The organism is Brevibacterium sp. Marseille-P9724 (assembly GCF_902500275.1).
Lineage (GTDB): Bacteria > Actinomycetota > Actinomycetes > Actinomycetales > Brevibacteriaceae > Brevibacterium.
In genome coordinates, this window is the sequence record NZ_LR722998.1 from 21,479 (window position 1) to 39,849 (window position 18,371).

15 protein-coding genes, 1 other RNA gene and 1 pseudogene are annotated in these 18,371 nt (G+C 61.9%); 6 read left to right on the forward strand and 11 right to left on the reverse strand.

The window, feature by feature from the left end; all coding sequences use genetic code 11:
• Nucleotides 1-70: 70 nt before the first annotated feature.
• The 3 genes from GC119_RS09460 (at nt 71) to relB (ending at nt 3,397) form a co-directional block, all read left to right on the forward strand.
• The gene (locus tag GC119_RS09460) at nt 71-1,546 is read left to right on the forward strand and encodes a sodium:solute symporter (protein ID WP_151953002.1); all 1,476 of its coding nucleotides are present in this window, start codon (nt 71-73) and stop codon (nt 1,544-1,546) included.
• Nucleotides 1,547-1,631: 85 nt separating this feature from the next.
• A complete protein-coding gene (locus GC119_RS09465) occupies nt 1,632-2,516 on the forward strand; it encodes a chromate transporter (protein ID WP_083304151.1) in 885 nt (294 codons plus the stop codon).
• 71 nt (nt 2,517-2,587) lie between these two features.
• Nucleotides 2,588-3,397, forward strand: a complete 810-nt coding sequence (gene relB / locus GC119_RS11090; RefSeq protein WP_226829390.1) for a type II toxin-antitoxin system RelB family antitoxin — start codon at nt 2,588-2,590, stop codon at nt 3,395-3,397.
• 175 nt (nt 3,398-3,572) lie between these two features.
• Here relB and GC119_RS09480 read toward each other — a convergent pair whose 3' ends face one another.
• From GC119_RS09480 to GC119_RS11095, 11 genes and pseudogenes are all read right to left on the reverse strand, one after another.
• Complete coding sequence (locus GC119_RS09480) at nt 3,573-4,352, reverse strand: BPL-N domain-containing protein (protein ID WP_151953003.1); 780 nt, start codon at nt 4,350-4,352, stop codon at nt 3,573-3,575.
• Nucleotides 4,353-5,470: 1,118 nt separating this feature from the next.
• Entirely contained in the window at nt 5,471-8,434 is a 2,964-nt protein-coding gene (locus GC119_RS09485; RefSeq protein WP_151953004.1) for an FtsX-like permease family protein, read from the reverse strand.
• Nucleotides 8,431-9,177: an ABC transporter ATP-binding protein gene (locus tag GC119_RS09490; RefSeq protein ID WP_151953005.1), complete on the reverse strand. Its 747-nt coding sequence runs from the start codon at nt 9,175-9,177 to the stop codon at nt 8,431-8,433. Before GC119_RS09490 ends, GC119_RS09485 begins: the two co-directional genes overlap by 4 nt.
• Nucleotides 9,174-9,761 (reverse strand): PadR family transcriptional regulator, encoded by a 588-nt coding sequence (locus GC119_RS09495; protein ID WP_151953006.1) that lies wholly within the window; start codon nt 9,759-9,761, stop codon nt 9,174-9,176. Before GC119_RS09495 ends, GC119_RS09490 begins: the two co-directional genes overlap by 4 nt.
• A gap of 676 nt (nt 9,762-10,437) precedes the next feature.
• Nucleotides 10,438-10,596, reverse strand: coding sequence for a hypothetical protein (locus GC119_RS10970; RefSeq protein ID WP_193215649.1), 159 nt, complete (start codon nt 10,594-10,596; stop codon nt 10,438-10,440).
• A gap of 256 nt (nt 10,597-10,852) precedes the next feature.
• Nucleotides 10,853-11,242: a transfer-messenger RNA gene (ssrA, locus tag GC119_RS09505) on the reverse strand.
• 599 nt (nt 11,243-11,841) lie between these two features.
• Complete coding sequence (locus tag GC119_RS09510; protein ID WP_070574511.1) at nt 11,842-12,480, reverse strand: DsbA family protein; 639 nt, start codon at nt 12,478-12,480, stop codon at nt 11,842-11,844.
• Nucleotides 12,481-12,600: 120 nt separating this feature from the next.
• Nucleotides 12,601-13,089, reverse strand: coding sequence for an SsrA-binding protein SmpB (smpB, locus tag GC119_RS09515; RefSeq protein ID WP_070574513.1), 489 nt, complete (start codon nt 13,087-13,089; stop codon nt 12,601-12,603).
• A gap of 21 nt (nt 13,090-13,110) precedes the next feature.
• Entirely contained in the window at nt 13,111-14,241 is a 1,131-nt protein-coding gene (prfB, locus tag GC119_RS09520) for a peptide chain release factor 2 (protein WP_070574514.1), read from the reverse strand.
• Between the two features lie 12 nt (nt 14,242-14,253).
• Nucleotides 14,254-14,850: pseudogene (locus GC119_RS09525) on the reverse strand (amidohydrolase family protein); the annotation flags it as partial.
• Between the two features lie 21 nt (nt 14,851-14,871).
• A complete protein-coding gene (locus tag GC119_RS11095; protein ID WP_226829391.1) occupies nt 14,872-15,144 on the reverse strand; it encodes a hypothetical protein in 273 nt (90 codons plus the stop codon).
• A 190-nt stretch (nt 15,145-15,334) separates the two neighbouring features.
• Between GC119_RS11095 and GC119_RS09530 the strand changes: the two genes are divergently transcribed.
• Genes GC119_RS09530 through GC119_RS09540 form a run of 3 tightly spaced genes read left to right on the forward strand, consistent with a single transcriptional unit; the run spans nt 15,335 to nt 18,356 of the window.
• Nucleotides 15,335-16,558, forward strand: a complete 1,224-nt coding sequence (locus GC119_RS09530) for a CpaF family protein (protein ID WP_151953007.1) — start codon at nt 15,335-15,337, stop codon at nt 16,556-16,558.
• Nucleotides 16,555-17,430 (forward strand): type II secretion system F family protein, encoded by an 876-nt coding sequence (locus GC119_RS09535; protein WP_151953008.1) that lies wholly within the window; start codon nt 16,555-16,557, stop codon nt 17,428-17,430. The genes GC119_RS09530 and GC119_RS09535 overlap by 4 nt, the downstream gene beginning before the upstream one ends.
• Nucleotides 17,430-18,356, forward strand: coding sequence for a type II secretion system F family protein (locus GC119_RS09540; protein WP_151953009.1), 927 nt, complete (start codon nt 17,430-17,432; stop codon nt 18,354-18,356). Before GC119_RS09535 ends, GC119_RS09540 begins: the two co-directional genes overlap by 1 nt.
• Nucleotides 18,357-18,371 lie beyond the last annotated feature (15 nt).

Sequence of the window (18,371 nt, forward strand, 5' to 3'; positions counted from 1 at the left end):
CCAACCACCCGAATCCGTCGGGGCACGCACTGCAGCTGCCCCACTGCCCTTCCCGCAAGAGAGAAACACCATGGAAACAGCAGTCGTAGCCGTCTACCTGGCGTGCATGCTCGCATTCGGCGTCTGGGGTCGAATCCGCGCGAAGAACCAGGAGGACTTCCTTGTTGCCGGACGGCGGCTGGGACCGTTGGTGTTCATGGGCACTATGGCCGCCGTTGTGCTCGGCGGAGCCTCTACCGTCGGAGGTGTCGGCCTGGGATACGTCCACGGACTGTCGGGCATGTGGCTGGTTGTGTGCATCGGCTTGGGCATCATCATTCTGAGCCTGCTCTTCGCCCCAACGATCCAACGCCTGGAGATCTACACGGTGTCCCAGATGCTGGAGCTGCGCTACGGAATCGGCTCCCGCACTGTTTCGGGAATCATCATGACCGCATACGGGCTGATGATCTCGACAACCTCCACGGTGGCATACGGCGCGATCTTCCACTCGCTGTTGGGCATCGACCGGGTGCCTGCGGTGCTCATCGGCGGAGCTGTCGTCATCGTCTACTCCATGCTCGGCGGCATGTGGTCGATCACCATGACCGATTTCGTGCAGTTCCTCATCCAAACCGTCGGCATCTTCATCATCCTGCTGCCAATCGTCCTGACAGACGCAGGCGGCTTCACCGCCATCCGGAACGCAGTGGGTCCCGAAGCGTTCGACCCGGTGGCCATCGGGCCGAACATGATCATCACCTACGTTCTCATCTACACAATCGGCCTGCTCATCGGTCAGGACATCTGGCAGCGCGTGTTCACCGCCCGCTCCCCCGGCACCGCTCGCTGGGGTGGTTTCGCCGCCGGTGTGTACTGCGTGCTCTACGGTGCTGCCGGTGCCCTGGTGGGTGTGGGGGCCCGCGTGCTGGTGCCCGGCATCGAAGACTCCGACCAGGTGTTCACAGCCGTCACCGAACATGCGCTGTCACCGCTGCTTGCCGGACTGGTTCTCTCAGCAGCGCTGTCGGCTGTCATGTCGACGTCATCCGGTGCGCTTCTTGCCGCCTCAACGGTTCTGCGTCAGGACGTTGTTGAACCCGCTCTGGCCAAGCGCACATCGACCAGCAGCGGACTCGGCGAAGCTCTGCGCGGCAGCCTCGTGCGCGAAACCGGGGACGAAGTTCGCGACTCACGGATCTACCTGGTCAGTTTGGGAATCGTGTCGATCATCCTGGCCTGCGTCATGACCAGCGTGGTCGATGCGCTGACAATTGCCTACAACATCCTCGTGGCCGGTTTGTTCATCCCGATTGTCGGCGGGCTGGTGTGGAAGCGCGGCACCATCGTCGGAGTTCTGGCGGGCATGATCGCAGGAACAGGTACCGCTGTCATCTTCATGATCGTCAACGGGCTGTTTGCGAACACGCCGATCTACTTCGGCCTGGGCGCTTCGCTCATCGCCTACGTTGTCGGCTCGCTCATGTCCCGGCCCACGCCGGAGCGGATCATGACTGCGTGGCAACAGCGCATCCGCCGCGGCACTGAGGATACGCCGCGGGCTTGATGTCGGGCAGCGGCTAGACCAACGCCGGATTCACGCAGTAATGCAGGTTTGCGCTTTAATGCGCTGCATTACTGCGTGATTTCGCATTAAAGCGCAAACCTGCGGCCACTACGGGCAGCTCGTTGCCCTGTGCCAGTTCTTGCCGGGCCCGGCATCGTCACAGGTGGGCTTTGCTCTGGGCCTGCTCCGCGGCGGAACCCTGGGCGCCCTTGCCGCATGGACAGCCTTCACTCTCCCCTCCGCCCTGCTTCTGGTGCTGTTCGCACTTGGTGCCGTCCACCTCGGCGGCCCTGTGGGTGACGGCCTCCTCATGGGCTTGAAAGCTGTTGCCGTTGTTGTTGTGGCGCACGCGGTGATGGGTATGGCGACAACGCTCGCGCCAGATTTTCGTCGCGCGCTCATTGCAGCCACGGGAGCTGCTGCGGCCCTGCTGGTACCTGGGAACCTCGGGCAGGTGACGGCTATCGGTGCGGGCATTGTGGCGGGACTGCTCTTCTGCCGTGGGGTGGCTGGTGGCGCTGACCATCCGCTGCGTGTGCACGTTTCGACGACAGTGGGTCTGATCAGTGTTGGCCTGTTCGCGGTCCTCTTGATGGGCCTTCCCCTGCTGGCCAGTTTGGCTGCGCCCCAGTGGGTCGCCACCGCCGAGGCGTGGCTCAGTGCGGCGGTTGCGCTGATTGCCGTTTTCCTCCCCGGACTGCTCCTGGTGATAGCCACGCTTCCGTTCTGGGCGTCAGTGCAGACAAGCCCGCTTGCGCGCGCTGGTGTGGCTGGAGCGAATGCCGCTGTTGTCGGGATCCTCGCCGCGGCCCTCATCACCCCGGTTGTGTCTTCAGCTATTACGGGGCCCGCTCCCCTGCTGATTGCTCTGGCGTGCCTGGCGCTGCTCATGCTGGCTAAGTGGCCCGCATGGGCCGTCGTGCTGATCGGCGCAGTGACGGGACTGGCGGCAAACCTTATTGGGGCGTAGGCAGGCAACTTTCGAAGGGCTGTGTCAGCGCTGCTGAATACACTTGCTTCGAACAGCGAGAGGAGCATTGCATGAGCACGATAACTGTCGAACTGCCTGACGAAAGCGCCGTTCTTGTTCGCAAATTTGCCGATTCTGAAGGCGTCACGGTTTCCGACTTCGCCCGGTCAGCGATCTTGGAGAAAATCGAAGACTCCTTTGACCTACAAGAGCTCCACGAAGCAATTTCGGAGGACAACGGCGAACGTTTCAGCATTGACGAGGTCCTAGAGGAACTCTTAGCGCGACCCAACCATCGAGGTGTTTTCTATCGGCCGGAGCGACAAAATCTACAAGAGTTGACCGGAAAAGCTGCGGAAGCGCACTTTGAAGCTCTTTACTCGAAGGGAACAATGACTTCACTTACGACTGAGCGATTGGCACTACGACCACCGCATGACGGCGATGAAGATGCTGTGTTCAGCATCCACTCTGACCCAAGGACCTACCAGCATCGCCCTGAACTGGCGATGAAGAACCGTGACGAGGCCTTCGAGCTGCTGGCCGCGTGGCAGCGCAACTGGGCGGAGGACGGAATCGGCTACTTTGTCGTTTTCCGAGAACCAGCCGAGATCATCGGCTTTACAGGCTTGCGCTTCTCAGAGGAACAGGGCCAAAAGGTACTCAACCTCTACTACCGCTTTGCGCCCGAAGCCCAGGGAAGGGGCTATGCGGCCGAGGCCGCAGCTGCCGCCATTGACTGGGCACGTCAGACGCATCCTGAGCGTCCAGTCGTGGCGATTATTGATCCAAGCAACGCCCCATCCGCCCGGCTGGCAGAAAAGCTCGGCCTGCACCTGCAGACGGCAGACCATGAACAAGGCCACCTGTACCGGCGCTGAGGACAAACCAATGTCGGGGACAAAATGAACCCCAGTCGTTCGAAGAACCACCGGGGCCTGCAGAGCCACCCAAAGGCGCATTCCGAAACTTGCTGCCTCTTGCTCAGCAGGCAAGTCAGAACGCCTTCACCGAATTGATCTGTGGTTCTCCGCCTGCACCCAAGTTTCCCGCCGGTCAACTGAGAATTCGCTCGACAAGTGGGATTGCGTATTTCCAGTCGTCGCCGTCGGGGTCGACAAGATCATCGTCATCAAACCAGGTTTTATCAGCTTCTGGATGGGGGCCAATCAAGCCCACACTTCCCTCCCCAAACCGATAGTACGCGGCGGCGATGTCGCCTGTTTCGTAATGGGCATAAGCCTCAGCGCCTTCTTTGGGCAGCCTCGCTCCCTCTTGAAAATAGGTCCATCGCGAGGTTTCGTCCCACGTGACTGCCACAACTTGAGCCGTGCTGTCTGTCACGGGGAAGCCGGGAACATTCGCCTGACCCTCGACGGGTTCGTTCACAAGACCAAAGCCTTCGGTCCCTGCAAGATATGCACCCATGCAGACCCCAAGGTAGCTTCCGCCTGCCATAACAAAGTCAGCAACCCCGCGAATGAAATCGGAAGGAAAACTCTGCGCAGCGGCGGGAATATCGTCTCCACCGCCCGGCTGAGCGTAGAGAGCGACTCCAGAAAGAGCACTCGCTTCGAGAGGGAACTTTTCATCCGGGCCGATGAACGCAACGTCCATACCCAGCGGCGATTGAGACAGCCGCTCTGCAAGAGTTTCCGCGCAGCCTTCGCACCCCGCCGGCCCGCGGTAGACCAGGGCCTTCCGCGCACCCGAAGTTTCGCTGTGTTTCGTGCTGATTGGTGCACAACCGTTAACCAACCCAACAAACGGGGCCGTCAGCAGCCCGGCGAGGACCGACCGACGGGTCCATGCAGAAGGTGATTCAAACGCAGTCATTACTCAATGCTAAGCAAGCCTTCTCTGCTGGTCGCACAAGCCAAGGAAACTCTGGCGTCAGTCATGACAGCATGATTCGCACCCGCAGTTCGCCAGGCCGAAACACAAAAAGTCCCGAAACATCGAGTGAACTACGTCCCAGGACTTTACACGGTTGTCCGTACTCAACTTTGGCTACAAAACTCAAGTGGGTGTACGAAACGGCTGGGTGGCTGAATCGCAAACCACTGCTGGGTTCACCCCTACAAGGATCTTGCACCCAACTGATGCACACCGAACATCAGTGCCGAGTTAGAAGTTGCTATTCGCAATACTCGACAGATAAGAATCCCTGCAAGCACCCAAACAGAAAATCATAATGGATTGCAGCGGTGAGCGTTCATTCCCCCTCTCCCCCACCTCTACTATAGTGAGTACGCTGAATTCACAGCCAACGTCCTTTCCCGGACCCACTTAAAGTGCAAGACACTCAGTCAACCAAACCTTTGGCAGTCCCTGGCGTTGGACTATCACCGCGCTTGACGTCAGGGGCTTGTCCTGCCGGGGAAAGACCGCACTCGAATGCGTACTCTCGCAGACAGGAATCAAATCGTGGGGGCAACTTGGAGAGGCACTGTTCTGTTCGATGCGCCGATGGCTCACCGGCTGTTACGCCGTGCCTCGAGAATCCTTCGACAACGGGGCGGGAAACCGACCCTCGAACGTGAGACGACAACCTGGCAAATCATCGAAGCCTGGGAGAACTGACCTTCCCTTCGGGACCGGGACTGGTGGTGGGCACGTTGCGCTGACCGGTTGCAGAACGTGACCACCCCCCAGACAGCTGCCACGCTCACCAACCGTCGTGAGACGGCGGTCGATAGCTTGGCTGCAGCTGTATTGCTGCTCAGGCCCCTCGCGAACCAGCAGCACAGCCAATGCAAGCAACTGGCGGCAAGAAGATGCTCGATTACGGCGTTACTCAGCCGTGGGCTCCCACATTGCATGAGTTGATGCCGCTTCTGACGGCCTCCATACGAAGACCATCAGTCAGCACACCTCTCCCCCTTCGTGGTCACCCACTCTGCTCCGCGCATCGTGTGACGGTCAACTTCAAAAGCAGGGCGAATATGGCCACGTCAGTCGAGCCCGCGCCGCACCAACCGTCGAGGCGGCCTCGTCAGCAGCAGCGCTGCCAGCATTCCCGCGACGACGACCCCCGCCCCGAGCATGGCTTGGTAGCCCCACAGTGGGACGGTGTCCAGCCACGCCCCGCTGGAAGCGATCCGCCTCTTCCAAGCGACGTGGTAGGCGCTGACCGCGAGCCCGGCGCCGAGCCCTAACGGCACCCCGAACAGCAAGATCACCGCAGCTCTCGCGAGCCCGATCCGCACGAGCACGCCTCGTGACGCACCCACCGCATAGGCCGTGATCGCGTCGCGGCGCCCCTGCGTGGCGGACAGCAGCACCGCGATGGCCGCCGCTGCAACGGAGAGGGCCCCCAGCAGCACCGGCGGCCCCCACTTGGCCGCACGCTCCTCTGGCTCATCGGCTCCAAGCGGGTCTGTCGAGTCCGGGAGGTTCACCCACACCAGCCCGCCGACTCTTTCGTCACCCAAGCGCTCGAGCGTCGCTTCATCCAGCGGTTTCGAGGTGTCTGCCAGCACGCCCGCCAGCACGATGTGGTCGAGACCAAGGCCACGCGCCGTCGAAGGTGACATCACGAGGCCGGTACCGATGCCCCGCACAAACTTCGCCGGGAGCTTCACCTCGTCGTGCGGATCAATTTCGAGCGTGTCGAGCTTCTCACGAGGGATGCGTGCAAGACGGACACGACCGTCGTCATCGATCAACGAGGCATCGCTCACCAACACACCCCCACTATCCAGCACCTGCGCGGCGGCGTCGGCCCCTGGCAGACGCATCGCCTGCAGCGCAGGGCCATCCATCAACACCGGCGGATCCGAGGAAGATTCGGGGCTTCCGAACCCGGCGCTCTCCTCTCTGAAGGCAGCACCAGAGACCTCGCTCACGCAACGAAGCGGAGCTCCCGGAGTTCGTGCCGAGGCGGCGTGAACCAATGTGCCTTCGGGGCATTCGCGGCCCTTCGGCTGGAGAGGGAGAAGCAATGTCGGCGAGTCATGCGCCAACGCTTCGACGGGATGCGAACCGTCGACCTCAGGCAGGCTGCGGGACAGCTCTTCCAACGCAGCGTCAGCGATGGCCCGATCGAGCACCGGGTCGATGGACACCGTCGGAGAGACGAGGAATGTCCCCCGCCAGTCGACGGACTCGCCCGTCGTCCGAAAATCGGCATGCTGCGACGCGCCCATGACCAACAGATACGACGCTGCCAGCAGCGAGAACATCACGCCGAGGACCGCCGGCACCGTCCGCGACGGATGATCGGCCGCATCTCGAAGCGCCAGCTTCCACACCGGCCGACGGCCATCCCCGAGCCTCCCGAGGAGTGGAAGCAGCCCTCGCACCGTGACCGCGAGGCCGGCCAGCGCGGCCACGATGGCAAGTGACGCCCCAATGACGAACACCGTCGCGCCTGGCGGCAGCGAGCCCGGCGCAAGTTCCGCCTTAGCTTCCTGGCCCGCCACATGTTCGGGCACTCGCGCCAACAGTGTCGCCGCTCCAACCAGCACCGAAATACCGAGCAGTGCGGGGCCGATGATGAGCGAGCGTCCCCGACGACGACGTTGCGCGCGCACGCTGGGCCTGTCGCGCAGCGCATCGACCACCGAGAGACGAGCGACGGAGCGCGCTGGCCCCCAAGCGGCGATCAGGCCGAGCAGCACGGCGATGCATGCACCGGCAACGAGCACCCACCAGGGGAAGTTGGCGAGCGCCACGCCCGCACCAAATCGCGGTTGCTCGGAGTCCTCGGCTGGCACCATCGCCCCGAGCAATGCGCCGGATCCCGCAGCTGACGCGACTGCCAGCACGCATCCCAGCACCGCCCCGAATACTCCGATGACAAGTCCTTGGGACAGCACGATGCGCCGCAGGTGTCGTGGGGTGGCGCCGACCGCCCCGGCAAGTCCGAGCGTGCGCCGCGACTGCTCCGCGGAAATCGCAATCGCAGGAGTGACGAGGAAGAACACGAGCAGCCCACCCACCACAAGTGCTACCGCGACGCCGATAGCTCGCTCCAGCAGCTGCGCTGGATCGATGTCCACCGGGTAGAGCTCGTCGGCGGCCGGGTAGTGTTCGAGCACGTGCCTGGAAATCGCGAAGGCCTGGAGCTTGTTCAGCGCTTTGGCATCCGTCCACGTCACGGGCTCCGAACCATGCGCGAACCAGTGCCGTTGCAGCCCTTCCGGATGCTTCGCGGCCAGCGACGACAACCAGCCCGACGGCGCCCAGGCGCGGGTGCCGGACGCGTCAGCAATGCCAGCCACACGGTACCCTCGGGCGGAATCGTTCATCGCGGCGGCGAGGTTGCCGTCGGAACTGCGCACGCCGACGTCCGGTGGCGCGAGGAAGCCCAGCGAATCGCCCACTTCGAGGTGGAGTCGGTCGGCCAGCGAGCGTGTGATGATGACTTCCGAGGGCGTCGTCGGAGCGGTGCCCTCAGCCACACGCGGCGCGCTGGCGGAAAAGGCCCACGGTTCACCCTCCCACAGCTCCGCCATCGCGAGCCGCTTGGGGGGCTTCCCATCGAGCGTCTTCACTTGACTGTCGAGGGTCTGCTCCTGCCCCGGCTGCAGCCCGAGCTCTGGCGATGCGACGAGCGACGGCGACGTCCAGTACTCGGAGAGCTCGATGGCCGGTGGGAGTGCCGCGCGAATCTGCTCCGGATCTGCGGCGCGCACGTCTGCATCGTCGATCCACGGCCCGGGGGCACCCTCGGGGATCTGCGGAAATGGTGGTCCACCCTGTGGCAAGGCTGCGGCCGTGATGGTGGCCTGGGCACCGTCGGGAATGCTCCCCAGCACACGCTTCGTGACCGGGGCGCCCGGCGAGGAGATTGAGAAGAACGTGCCGAGCGCCGCGACCGGCAAGGCGATGAGTAGGGCGGCAAGAATCGTCCGGGTCAGGTGGCGTCGAGCGTCGCGGCTCGCCAACCGCAGCACGGCGTGCCATGCGCTCATCGGGGTGCTCCGTCGCCGGTGTGAAGCTCGTCAAGCAGCTGGTTCGGGTCGGTCGGCCCAGCCTCTCCCGAGATGCGCCCATCGCGCAGGTACACCGTGCGATCGGCCCATGCCGCGAATCGGGGCTCGTGCGTCACCATGACCACCGCCGCTCCCTTGTCAGCACGCTGGCGAAGGAGTTCGAGCACCGCGACGCCGGTCTCGCTGTCAAGCGCACCCGTGGGTTCGTCGGCGAGCAGGAGCCGTCGAGGCCCGACGAGCGCCCGAGAGATGGCGACGCGCTGGGCCTGACCACCCGACATTTCCTCGGGACGACGATCAGCGAGCTTGGCAATCCCACATTGGGTAAGCACATCCATCGCCGCGCGTCGAGCTCGACGCCATGGCATGCCGTCTAGCTCGAGGGGAAAGGTGACGTTTTCGACGGCGCTCAGCCCAGGCAGGAGGTTGAAGTCTTGGAACACGTAGCCGACGTGGCGGCGTCGCATGGCTGCGAGCTGCGGGCTGGTGAGCCCGGAGAGCGGGGATCCCTCGATGAGCACCTCGCCGCTCGTCGGGGAGTCGAGGCCTCCCGCGAGATTCAGCAGCGTCGATTTGCCCGAGCCTGAAGGTCCCATGATGGCAACGAATTCGCCCGCCTCGACGACGAGGCTCACGGCGTCAAGAGCGGTGACTCGACGCGCACCCTCGCCGTGGACGCGGGTCACATCACGTAGCGCTAACAGCGGGCCCGGCGACGTCATCGGCGGCCTTTCGCGTTGCTCACCAGCGAGGGCTCAGCCATGATGGCTGCGTCGGCGTCTGAGCGCACCTCGGCACGACGGCCCAGGGTGCCTTCGATGTGGTCGAGCCAACGGAGTTCAGCTTCGGTGAGGAACAGGTGGTGGTCAAGCACGAGCTGGCCGACGAAATCGTCGGCGTGACGACGCAAGCGGGTGAGATCGTGCAGGGTCCGCTGCGTCGTGCTGCGCTGGCGCTGCACAAGCGCGAGCACGTCGACGCCGGGCGTGACCGTAGCGAGGGCGAGCTTCACGACGAGCTCGCCCCGGCCGCGCTGCTCTGCGACTACAGGGCGCTCCCACCAGACCTGGAGATCATCGGCGCCCTTGCTCGTGAGCCGCCAAGGCTGGCCGCCTGACTCGCCGTCGGTCTCCGTGTCGTCGCGGACCACGAGTCCGTCGCGCTCCAGGCGCTGGAGCGTCGACGACGCCTGCCCAATGTTGAGCGGCCAACTCTGGCCGGTGGACGCGTCGAAGCGTTTACAGAGTTGGTATGTCGACGACGGCTCCGACGACAGGAGCGCAAGTATCGCGTGCTTTACGGACATGCACTGTCCCCCGTTTCATGAATACAACGAATGGTTACCTGATAACCAGTTACAAGGTAACCCCTGGTGGTTGAGACTGTCAACAAGCGCAGCCGCAGCTGGCGCGGTGGCTAGGTGGCTACGGATGCCGCGCGAGTACGGTACGGCCCTGGCACTGGGCCCGACGGCGTCGATCGCCCGCGAGAACCACTGGAGAAGCTGCCGATGACCGTGATCGTCACGCTCTCCGAAAGCCATTGCAGACCACGTGGATCTACCACCAGCTGCTGGATGCTTCGCGCAACAACAGGGCATTTCAGGCTCGCGCCAGTGATGGTGTTGCTGCAAAGCCCTGACTCTTCGCGCCCAACGACCGTGGCAACAATGGTCAAAGTCGACGAGAACAGTCATGTATCGGTGTTTAATACTAAAGATCGAGGCCTCGCGCCTCCCCACTTATATGGAGAAGGTGCAAGGTGTTTCAGAAACATCGAAAACCGGCAGAAAGCACCGGTACTACTACTGCTTCAACCAGCGTAAGAAGCAGTGCACGCTTAAGCCCCTCCGTAAAGACGACTTGGAGGCACGTGTCGTGGAGACGACTGAGGGCTTCCTCGACGACGAAGCCATGTTGGCTTCTCTAGCCGTGGACATGGCAGTCCACTACCGAGAGACGCATGAACGGGGAACGGCAGTTCTAGAGGCACTGGAGGCTCGCCGGAAGGGTGTGGCGGCCAAGCTGGCTAACTTCGTCAAAGCGATAGCTGCTGGCATCTTCAATGACGCCACGGCTGAGGCTATGCAGGTATTGGAAGACCAGCAGCGTGAGCTTGATGGTGCGATCCAGGCCGAGCATGTCAAAGCAGCCCTGTTCGAGGATGAGGCCAGCATCGGAACGTTCTACAAAAAGTATGCCGGGGCAACAATGGATGCCCCGGAGACCAGGGATCTGCTGCTGGAGTACTTCGTGGACAAGATCTTCGTCGGTCCAGGCGATCTGACCATCGCATCATGGTTCTTCGACCACGGTGCAGAAGTCACCTTCGAGGAACTCTCTGACGCAAAAGAAATGGGGGAAGCGTTGACTATAGAGTTCAACGCTTCCCCCCCCGAGGTGGAGATGGCGGGAATCGAACCCGCGTCCGTCGACGATGCACCGAGGCTTCTCCGGGTGCAGTTCGTGAAGAATGTTTCTTAGGTCCTGAGCTTGGCACGAACACCGTGCTCAACAGACGGAGTTGGGTAGAAGTCCCGACGGTGTCCCCAACAAACACCGTCAGCAGTGGCTTTCTAAGCTGATACCGGGAGCTAGGCCGAAAGCAGACCTAGGCCGGCAGAGTCGCAGCTCGCTAGTTGAAGGCCTTTATCAGGCGGCGAGGGCGAACTCGGTGCGGTCGTTAGATTTAGCACCTATTCTTTTGCAAGGATCGTTAACGAGATGACCCTGCATCCTCGACCCGCTTCACTCGACACACACGTCAACGTCGAAACCGATCATCCCCATATGAATTTGTCTAACACACAGCGTTAACGCTGCAGGCTCAGACGATTATTCCACCCCCGCCCCACACAAAGCCAACCGGGGCGCGAAGCAGTGAGATCAGCACCCGAAAACAGATCTGAAGCCACACTCACGCATAACTTCAGACCCACCCTGCTGGCAAACTGAATCCCCAAATCCCACAGGGTTATCCACAGCCGTGGACGAGCAGTGCTCAACAAGCAGGAACCGCCTCAGCGCGGGGCCAACGCCAGCAGGAAACCCTCTTGATCCACAGATCCAACCACAGGCAGAAGAATAGCGTGCATAAACTCACAAATATATATTTATGCAGGTCAGAAGCTCAGCATCTGTCAAGTCGACTGCAGGGCAACCCCTGGCAGAAACTTGATCGGCCGACTTATCCCCAGGTTGTCCACAGCCGATGCAAAACCCTGTCCCAGCGCCTGAACTCCACACAACAGGCCCCCGAATCCACAAGTCCCGTTGCCGTCCCCGGAAGGGAATGGCAACGGGACCAAATCGGCGCTGGGTGAGCTCCGCCTCGTCAGAGAAATGGTGCTCTGTCAATTTAAGCGCGCTGGGAAATCAGTGCAATCCTCAGAGACCCTTGGTGCTCTGGGTATCGGGCCCGCCAGATGGACGGGTGCGCTTGAGTTCGTAGAAGGTTTCAACCGTGGCCAAGCTGCTCAGGCCGTCCCACATGGCGAGGCTTTCTTCTTCCGCGGGAAGGGTAAGGATGACCGGACCGAAGTAGCCCTGTTTGGAGCCGTCTTCGCGTTCGAAGGCGATGATTGGCACACCGACATCGTCTCCGACCAGGTCGAGAGCCGACTTCAGTTCAGCGTTGAGGTGCTCATCCCAGCTGTCATCGTCAGCGGCTTTCAGAAGGTCTTCGGAAAGGCCAGAATCAGCAAGGATTTCACTGATGAGTTCGTCAGTGAAGTCCGTGCCGTCAACGTGCCGAGCCGCACCGAACACGGTGTACAGACCACCTGCGTTGACGCCTTCTTTCTCAGCCGCCGCAATCACACGCAGCACACGGTGACCGGCGTTGTGGCCTTTCGAGTGACCTGAGTTTTCATTGGCACCGCCGGGCAGTTCGTCGTTCTTAATCGCCAAGCTGAATGGCCGCCACGTGACGTCAATGTCGCGCTTAGCGCTGACCTGCACAAGCCAGCGGCTGGTGACCCAGCAGAAGGGGCAAGAGGGATCGTAATAGAAATCTACTCGCTGCATAGCCCCGAGTTTAACGACTCACGCTGAGGGACGCACTGGTCAAAGCCCCTGCCGAGGTGCCGGCTCAGTCCCCGATCATGTGCCGGCTGACAGCCGACTAAAGGAAGGCCGAGGTTCCGCTCACCTGTTCTGCCGCAGCGACATGGCGCGTTCGGCTTCGCGCTTGTCCTGCTTTTCGCGCAGTGCCTGACGCTTGTCCCAATCCTTCTTGCCCTTTGCCAGGGCGAAGGAGATCTTGACGCGCGAACCAGAGAAGTACAGCTCAAGCGGTACCAGAGTGCGCCCGGATTCTTTGAGCTTCTGAGTGATCCTGATGATCTCGGCTTTGTGCAGAAGCATCTTCCGCTTGCGCCTGGCCGCGTGATTCGTCCAGGTCCCCTGGAGGTATTCGGGAATGTAGATGTTCTCGATCCAGGCTTCACCGCGGTCAATGTGGGCATAGCCGTCAGTGATTGATGCCCGGCCTTCGCGCAGCGACTTCACTTCCGTGCCCGTGAGTACGAGGCCAGCTTCGAATTCCTCTTCCAGGTGGTAGTCAAAAGAGGCACGGCGATTGCGCGCGACGACCTTTTTGCCGTCGTTCTTTATGAACTCGCCGGTCTTAGCCATGTTCTGGGATCGTCCTTTTTATCAGGGCAGAGCGTTTTCTTCTTCTGCCTTCTGCTGTTCTTCCTTGCGCCAGCGGATGCCCGCTTCGAGGAAGCCGTCGATGTCACCATCGAAAACAGCAGAGGGATTGTTGACTTCGTAGCCGGTGCGCAGGTCCTTGACCATCTGGTACGGGTGGGTGACGTAGGAGCGCATCTGGTCGCCCCACGATGCCTTGATGTCACCGGCGAGGCTCTTCTTCTGCGCCTCTTCTTCTTCGTGCTTCAGCTGCAGCAGTCGCGACTGGAGCACTCGCATGGCTGCCGCGCGGTTCTGAATCTGCGACTTTTCGTTCTGCATTGACACAACCACACCCGTGGGGATGTGGGTAATGCGCACAGCGGAGTCAGTCGTGTTGACCGACTGACCGCCGGGACCGGAGGAACGGTACACGTCGATGCGCAGGTCGTTTTCGTCAATGTCGACGTGGTCGGTCTGCTCGATGAGCGGAATGACTTCGACTGCCGCAAATGAGGTTTGGCGGCGGCCCTGGTTGTCGAACGGGCTGATGCGCACCAGGCGGTGCGTGCCGGCTTCAACTGACAGGGTGCCGTAGGCGTAGGGCGCATTGATCTGGATGGTCGCAGACTTCACACCCGCACCTTCTGCGTACGAGGTGTCGAGTTCCTGCACGTTGTATTCGTTGTTTTCCGCCCAGCGCACGTACATGCGGGTGAGCGTCTGTGCGAAGTCGGTGGCGTCGTCACCGCCTGCACCGGAGCGAACCGTGATCACCGCGGAGCGTTCGTCATATTCACCGGACAGGAGCGTGGCGATTTCCATGTCCGACAGTTCGCGGGAAAGCTTGTTGACTTCGTCTTGCGCTTCTTGCAGGGCGTCGCCGTCGTCTTCGTCTTCGGCCATGGAGACCAGCAGTTCGACGTCGTCAATGCGCTCATCAAACTTTTCGAGTTTTTCAAGCCTGGACTGGCGGTGCGAAAGCTTCGAGGTGACCTGCTGGGCCTCATCCGGGTTGTCCCACAGGTCAGGTGCTGCCGCCTGCTCGGTGAGCTCAGCGACTTCTGAGCGCAGCTGATCGATGTTGGACACCTCGCGAATCGAGGCGAAGGTCTGCTTGAGGTCGGCGATTTCGCTCGCAAAGTCAAAGGCCATAGTCCCGCCAGTCTACGGCACCGGGTTCAGAAGCCGCTGACCGTTGTCCCACAGGACAGCTCGCATCCACTCTTCCCCCAGCTCCAGCCGCTCAAGCGCTTCAACCTGGTGCGCGTAGCTGTAGGGAATGTTGGGGAAATCTGAGGCGAACACAATCCGATCCCCGTAATCGCCCAAGCGCCTCCGGTACTTCCCTGAAGTCGGGGCGAACCGCTCCGTGAAGTCAGTCAGTGCCATACAGGTGTCCAGGTGGAAGTCGGGGTGCTCATCGGCCAGGTCAAGGAACGCATCGTAATCCGGCATACCCAGGTGGGCCATAACCAGAGTGAGGTTCGGAAACCGCCTCAGCACCTCGCGAATCGGCTCGATGCCCGTGTGCGCTCCCCTCTGGGGAGCGTGGCCGGCATGAATGACGATGGGGAGCTCCGCCTCGGCAATCATGCCCCACACGGGGTCGAGGTGGGGGTCGGTCGGATCGTAGCCGCCCACCTGCACGTGGGCTTTGAAAACCCGAGTGCCGGCCTCAATGGCGGTGCGGACGTAGTCTTCAGCTTCGGGTTCCGGGTAGAAGGTGCTGCTGTGAGCGCAGTCGGGAATGCGGGCAGCGAATTCAGCGGCCCAGGAGTTGAGTCATGCGGCCATGTCCGGCTTGTGCGGGTAGAGCAGCGATGTGAACTGCTTGACCCCCAGCGTGCGCAGCGTGTCGATTCGCTCAGCTTCATCAGTGCGGTAGATGATGGGCCAGTCGTAGCCGAGGACGTCTTCTGCCTGCTCGAAGTATGCCCACACTTTGCGCAGCACATTGTGCGGCATGAAGTGCGTGTGAATATCGGTCAGACCGGGAATGTCCAACTGCGTGCACAGGTTCCGGATGTAGTTCGCATCGTCATTGAGGCTCGCCATGGGTTCACTGTAGATGACGCGCGGAGTACGGGTGCTGAGCCTGTTGACTGCTGCACTGATCAGGCGAAGTTATCCACAGATTCAGCGCGAGCCGTAGCCAGCCGGCCGCAAGTCCTCTATATTTCGAATTACCGAACTCGCTGTGCAAAGGAGCACCGCGGCGCAGAGGATGAAAAGAGGCTGAAGCTTCATGGACGCCACCGACATCATCGCCGAACAGGTCCGTGATGCCGTCCGGCTTCGAGGTCTTGACCCGCGTATGGAGCCCGAGCCCACACGGGCACTCATCCGCGATGTCATCGCCGCCTACGACGAACACACACTCAGCGGATCACTTCCTCTTCTTGACGATCCTGAGCAGGCATTTCAGCGGATTGTCGATGACCTCACCGGCTTCGGTCCCCTGCAGCGTTTTCTTGACGACCCAGACGTCGAAGAAGTCTGGATCAACAGCCCCGACAAGGTGTTCATCAGCCGTGAGGGCATCAGCGAACTCACCACGCTCGTGCTCACCGATACCGATGTCTACGAACTCATTGAAAAGATGCTGCGCACCAGCGGACGCCGCGTGGACCTGTCGCAGCCTTTTGTCGATGCGAGCCTGCCTGACGGTTCACGCCTGCACGTGGTCCTGCCGGACATCACACGCCGTCACCCCTCGGTGAACATCCGCAAGTTCATCAAGAAGACCCGCAGCCTCGACGACCTGGTCAGAACAGGTTCCCTCACCTCGGCAGCGGCGCGATTCCTTGACGCAGCAGTCAAAGCCGGAGCGAACATCGTCGTCTCCGGGGCAACCCAGGCGGGCAAGACGACAATGCTCAATGCACTCGCCGGTTCCATTCCGGCGCGCGAACGGGTCATCTCCTGTGAAGAAGTTTTCGAATTGGCCATCCCCGCCCGAGACTGGGTGCCCATGCAGTGCCGCCAGGCATCCCTGGAGGGAACGGGCGAAATCACACTGCGCGATCTCGTGAAAGAGGCCCTGCGGATGCGGCCCACTCGGATTGTCGTCGGCGAAGTCCGGCAGGCTGAGAGCTTCGATCTTCTCATTGCTCTTAACTCCGGTTTGCCCGGCATGGGCACCATCCACGCAAACTCAGCCCGAACCGCAGTGACGAAGCTGTGCACCCTGCCGCTGCTGGCCGGGCCGAACATCGGCTCTGAATTCGTCACCCCCACAGTCGCCGCAGCACTGGACCTCGTTGTGCACTTGGCATTAAACTCCGACGGGTCCCGCAGGGTCGTGGAAATCGCAGCCGTTCCTGGCGGGATGGAAAACGGCGTTGTCGAACTCGAAAGCGTTTTCCACACGGTGGACGGCAACCTGGTCCGCGGCACCGGTTTCACGCACCTGGGCGAGCGCTTCGCCCGCATGGGACTGAACATTCACCAGATCCTGGAGGGCGTATGAGCGCCTCGGCAACCGCCGTTATGTGCGGCATGGGAATCGGCACCGGATTGGCACTGCTGTGGCTGGCCATGTGGGACGGCCCGCCCAAACACAAACGCACGCTCGGATTCATCCAAAACCTCGAAGATCAGCTGCGAGCCGCCGGGTTCCACCGTCTGAGGGCAGCGCACGTTTTCGCGGTTGCCGCTCTCGCTGCGGTGCTGACGATGTTCACACTGTGGGCAATCACGGCGGCAGTGCCGATTGCCGCGTGCTTTGGCATCTTTGCAGCGGCGGCGCCATTTACCGTTTTGAAGGCAAAAGCACGCAAAACGGCTTTCGTCCGCCGCGACCTGTGGCCGCAGGCGGTCGACCATTTGAGTTCGGGTGTGCGTGCCGGGCTGTCCCTGCCCGAGGCTGTTGCAGCTCTTGCCGAACGCGGCCCCGAGGGCCTGCGCCCGATCTTCGCAGTGTTTGCCCGCGAATACCGCGCAACGGGTGTTTTCTCTGTCGCTCTGGACCGGTTGAAAGAAGCAGCGGCCGATCCAGTGGCTGATCGAATCGTGGCCGCGTTGCGAGTGACCCGCGATGTCGGCGGTTCCGATTTGGGAACCCTGCTGAAAACGCTGAGTCACTTTCTGCGTGAAGATTCACGCACCCGGGCAGAACTCACAGCACGCCAGTCGTGGACTGTCACCGGTGCTCGGCTGGCGGTGGCCGCCCCGTGGGTTGTTCTGGGCATGCTCGCCACCCGGCCGGAAGCTGCTGCCGCCTACAGTTCACCGCGCGGCGCATTGCTTCTGGCCGTCGGGCTGGTGGTGTCGCTCACAGCGTATTCGGCCATGAAGAGAATCGGCAGACTGCCGGAAGAGCCACGAGTTCTGAGGTCATGATGTCCCCCGTCGCTGTCATCGCCCTGGGCATGCTCATAGGCATCGCTGCTGTCAATCTTGTGCTGTCCCTGCCGATTATGCGCCGGCCCAGCCTTGAGGATCGTCTGGCACCGTACATGCGGGAGTCCGAAACCGTGGGCCGGATGTACTCACTGTCAGCACCGGACACCAGCGGGCTTCGCGGAATCATCGACACCGCCGTGGGGCGGGCCGCCAGCTGGCTGGGTGAACGACTGACAACCGATGCCGGGGTGCGCAGTCGGCTGGAACGCCTGGGCCCGCATGCCACAGTTGAGCGCTTCCGCGCCCAGCAGATCGTCTGGACCGCCGCCGGAATCGTCATCGGCATCGCGGCTGCAGTCGGTCTGTCTGCTCTGCGCGGCTTCTACCCCGTCGTAGTCATCACAATGCTCGTCCTGTGCGGCGTCGCCGGGCACTTCTTCAACGACTGGCTTCTCACACGCGCCGTCCGTCGCCGCGAACAGCGGATCCTCGCGGAGTTCCCGACTATTGCCGAACTGCTCGCGCTGTCCATCACCGCCGGCGAATCCACCGTCGACGCTCTTGAGCGCATCTGCCGCACAACAACCGGGGAGCTGAGCCGCGAACTGCAGGCTGCGTTAGCCGAGGCACGCACTGGGACACCCCTGGTGGAGGCTCTTGACACCATGGCGCAGCGCTCCGGGGTGCGCAGCCTCGGCCAGTTCGTCGATGGCATTGCCGTCGCGATTGCCCGAGGCACTCCCCTGTCAGAGGTCCTGCGCGCCCAGGCCGCTGATGTCCGTGCTGAGGGCCGCCGCTCACTCATGGAACTGGCCGGCCGCAAAGAGGTCGGGATGCTCGTTCCCGTTGTCGCTTTCGTCCTGCCGATCACCGTCATCTTCGCTGTCTATCCATCGCTCGCTGTCCTGCAGCTGGGACCGTAGAGATTCGCCCCGACA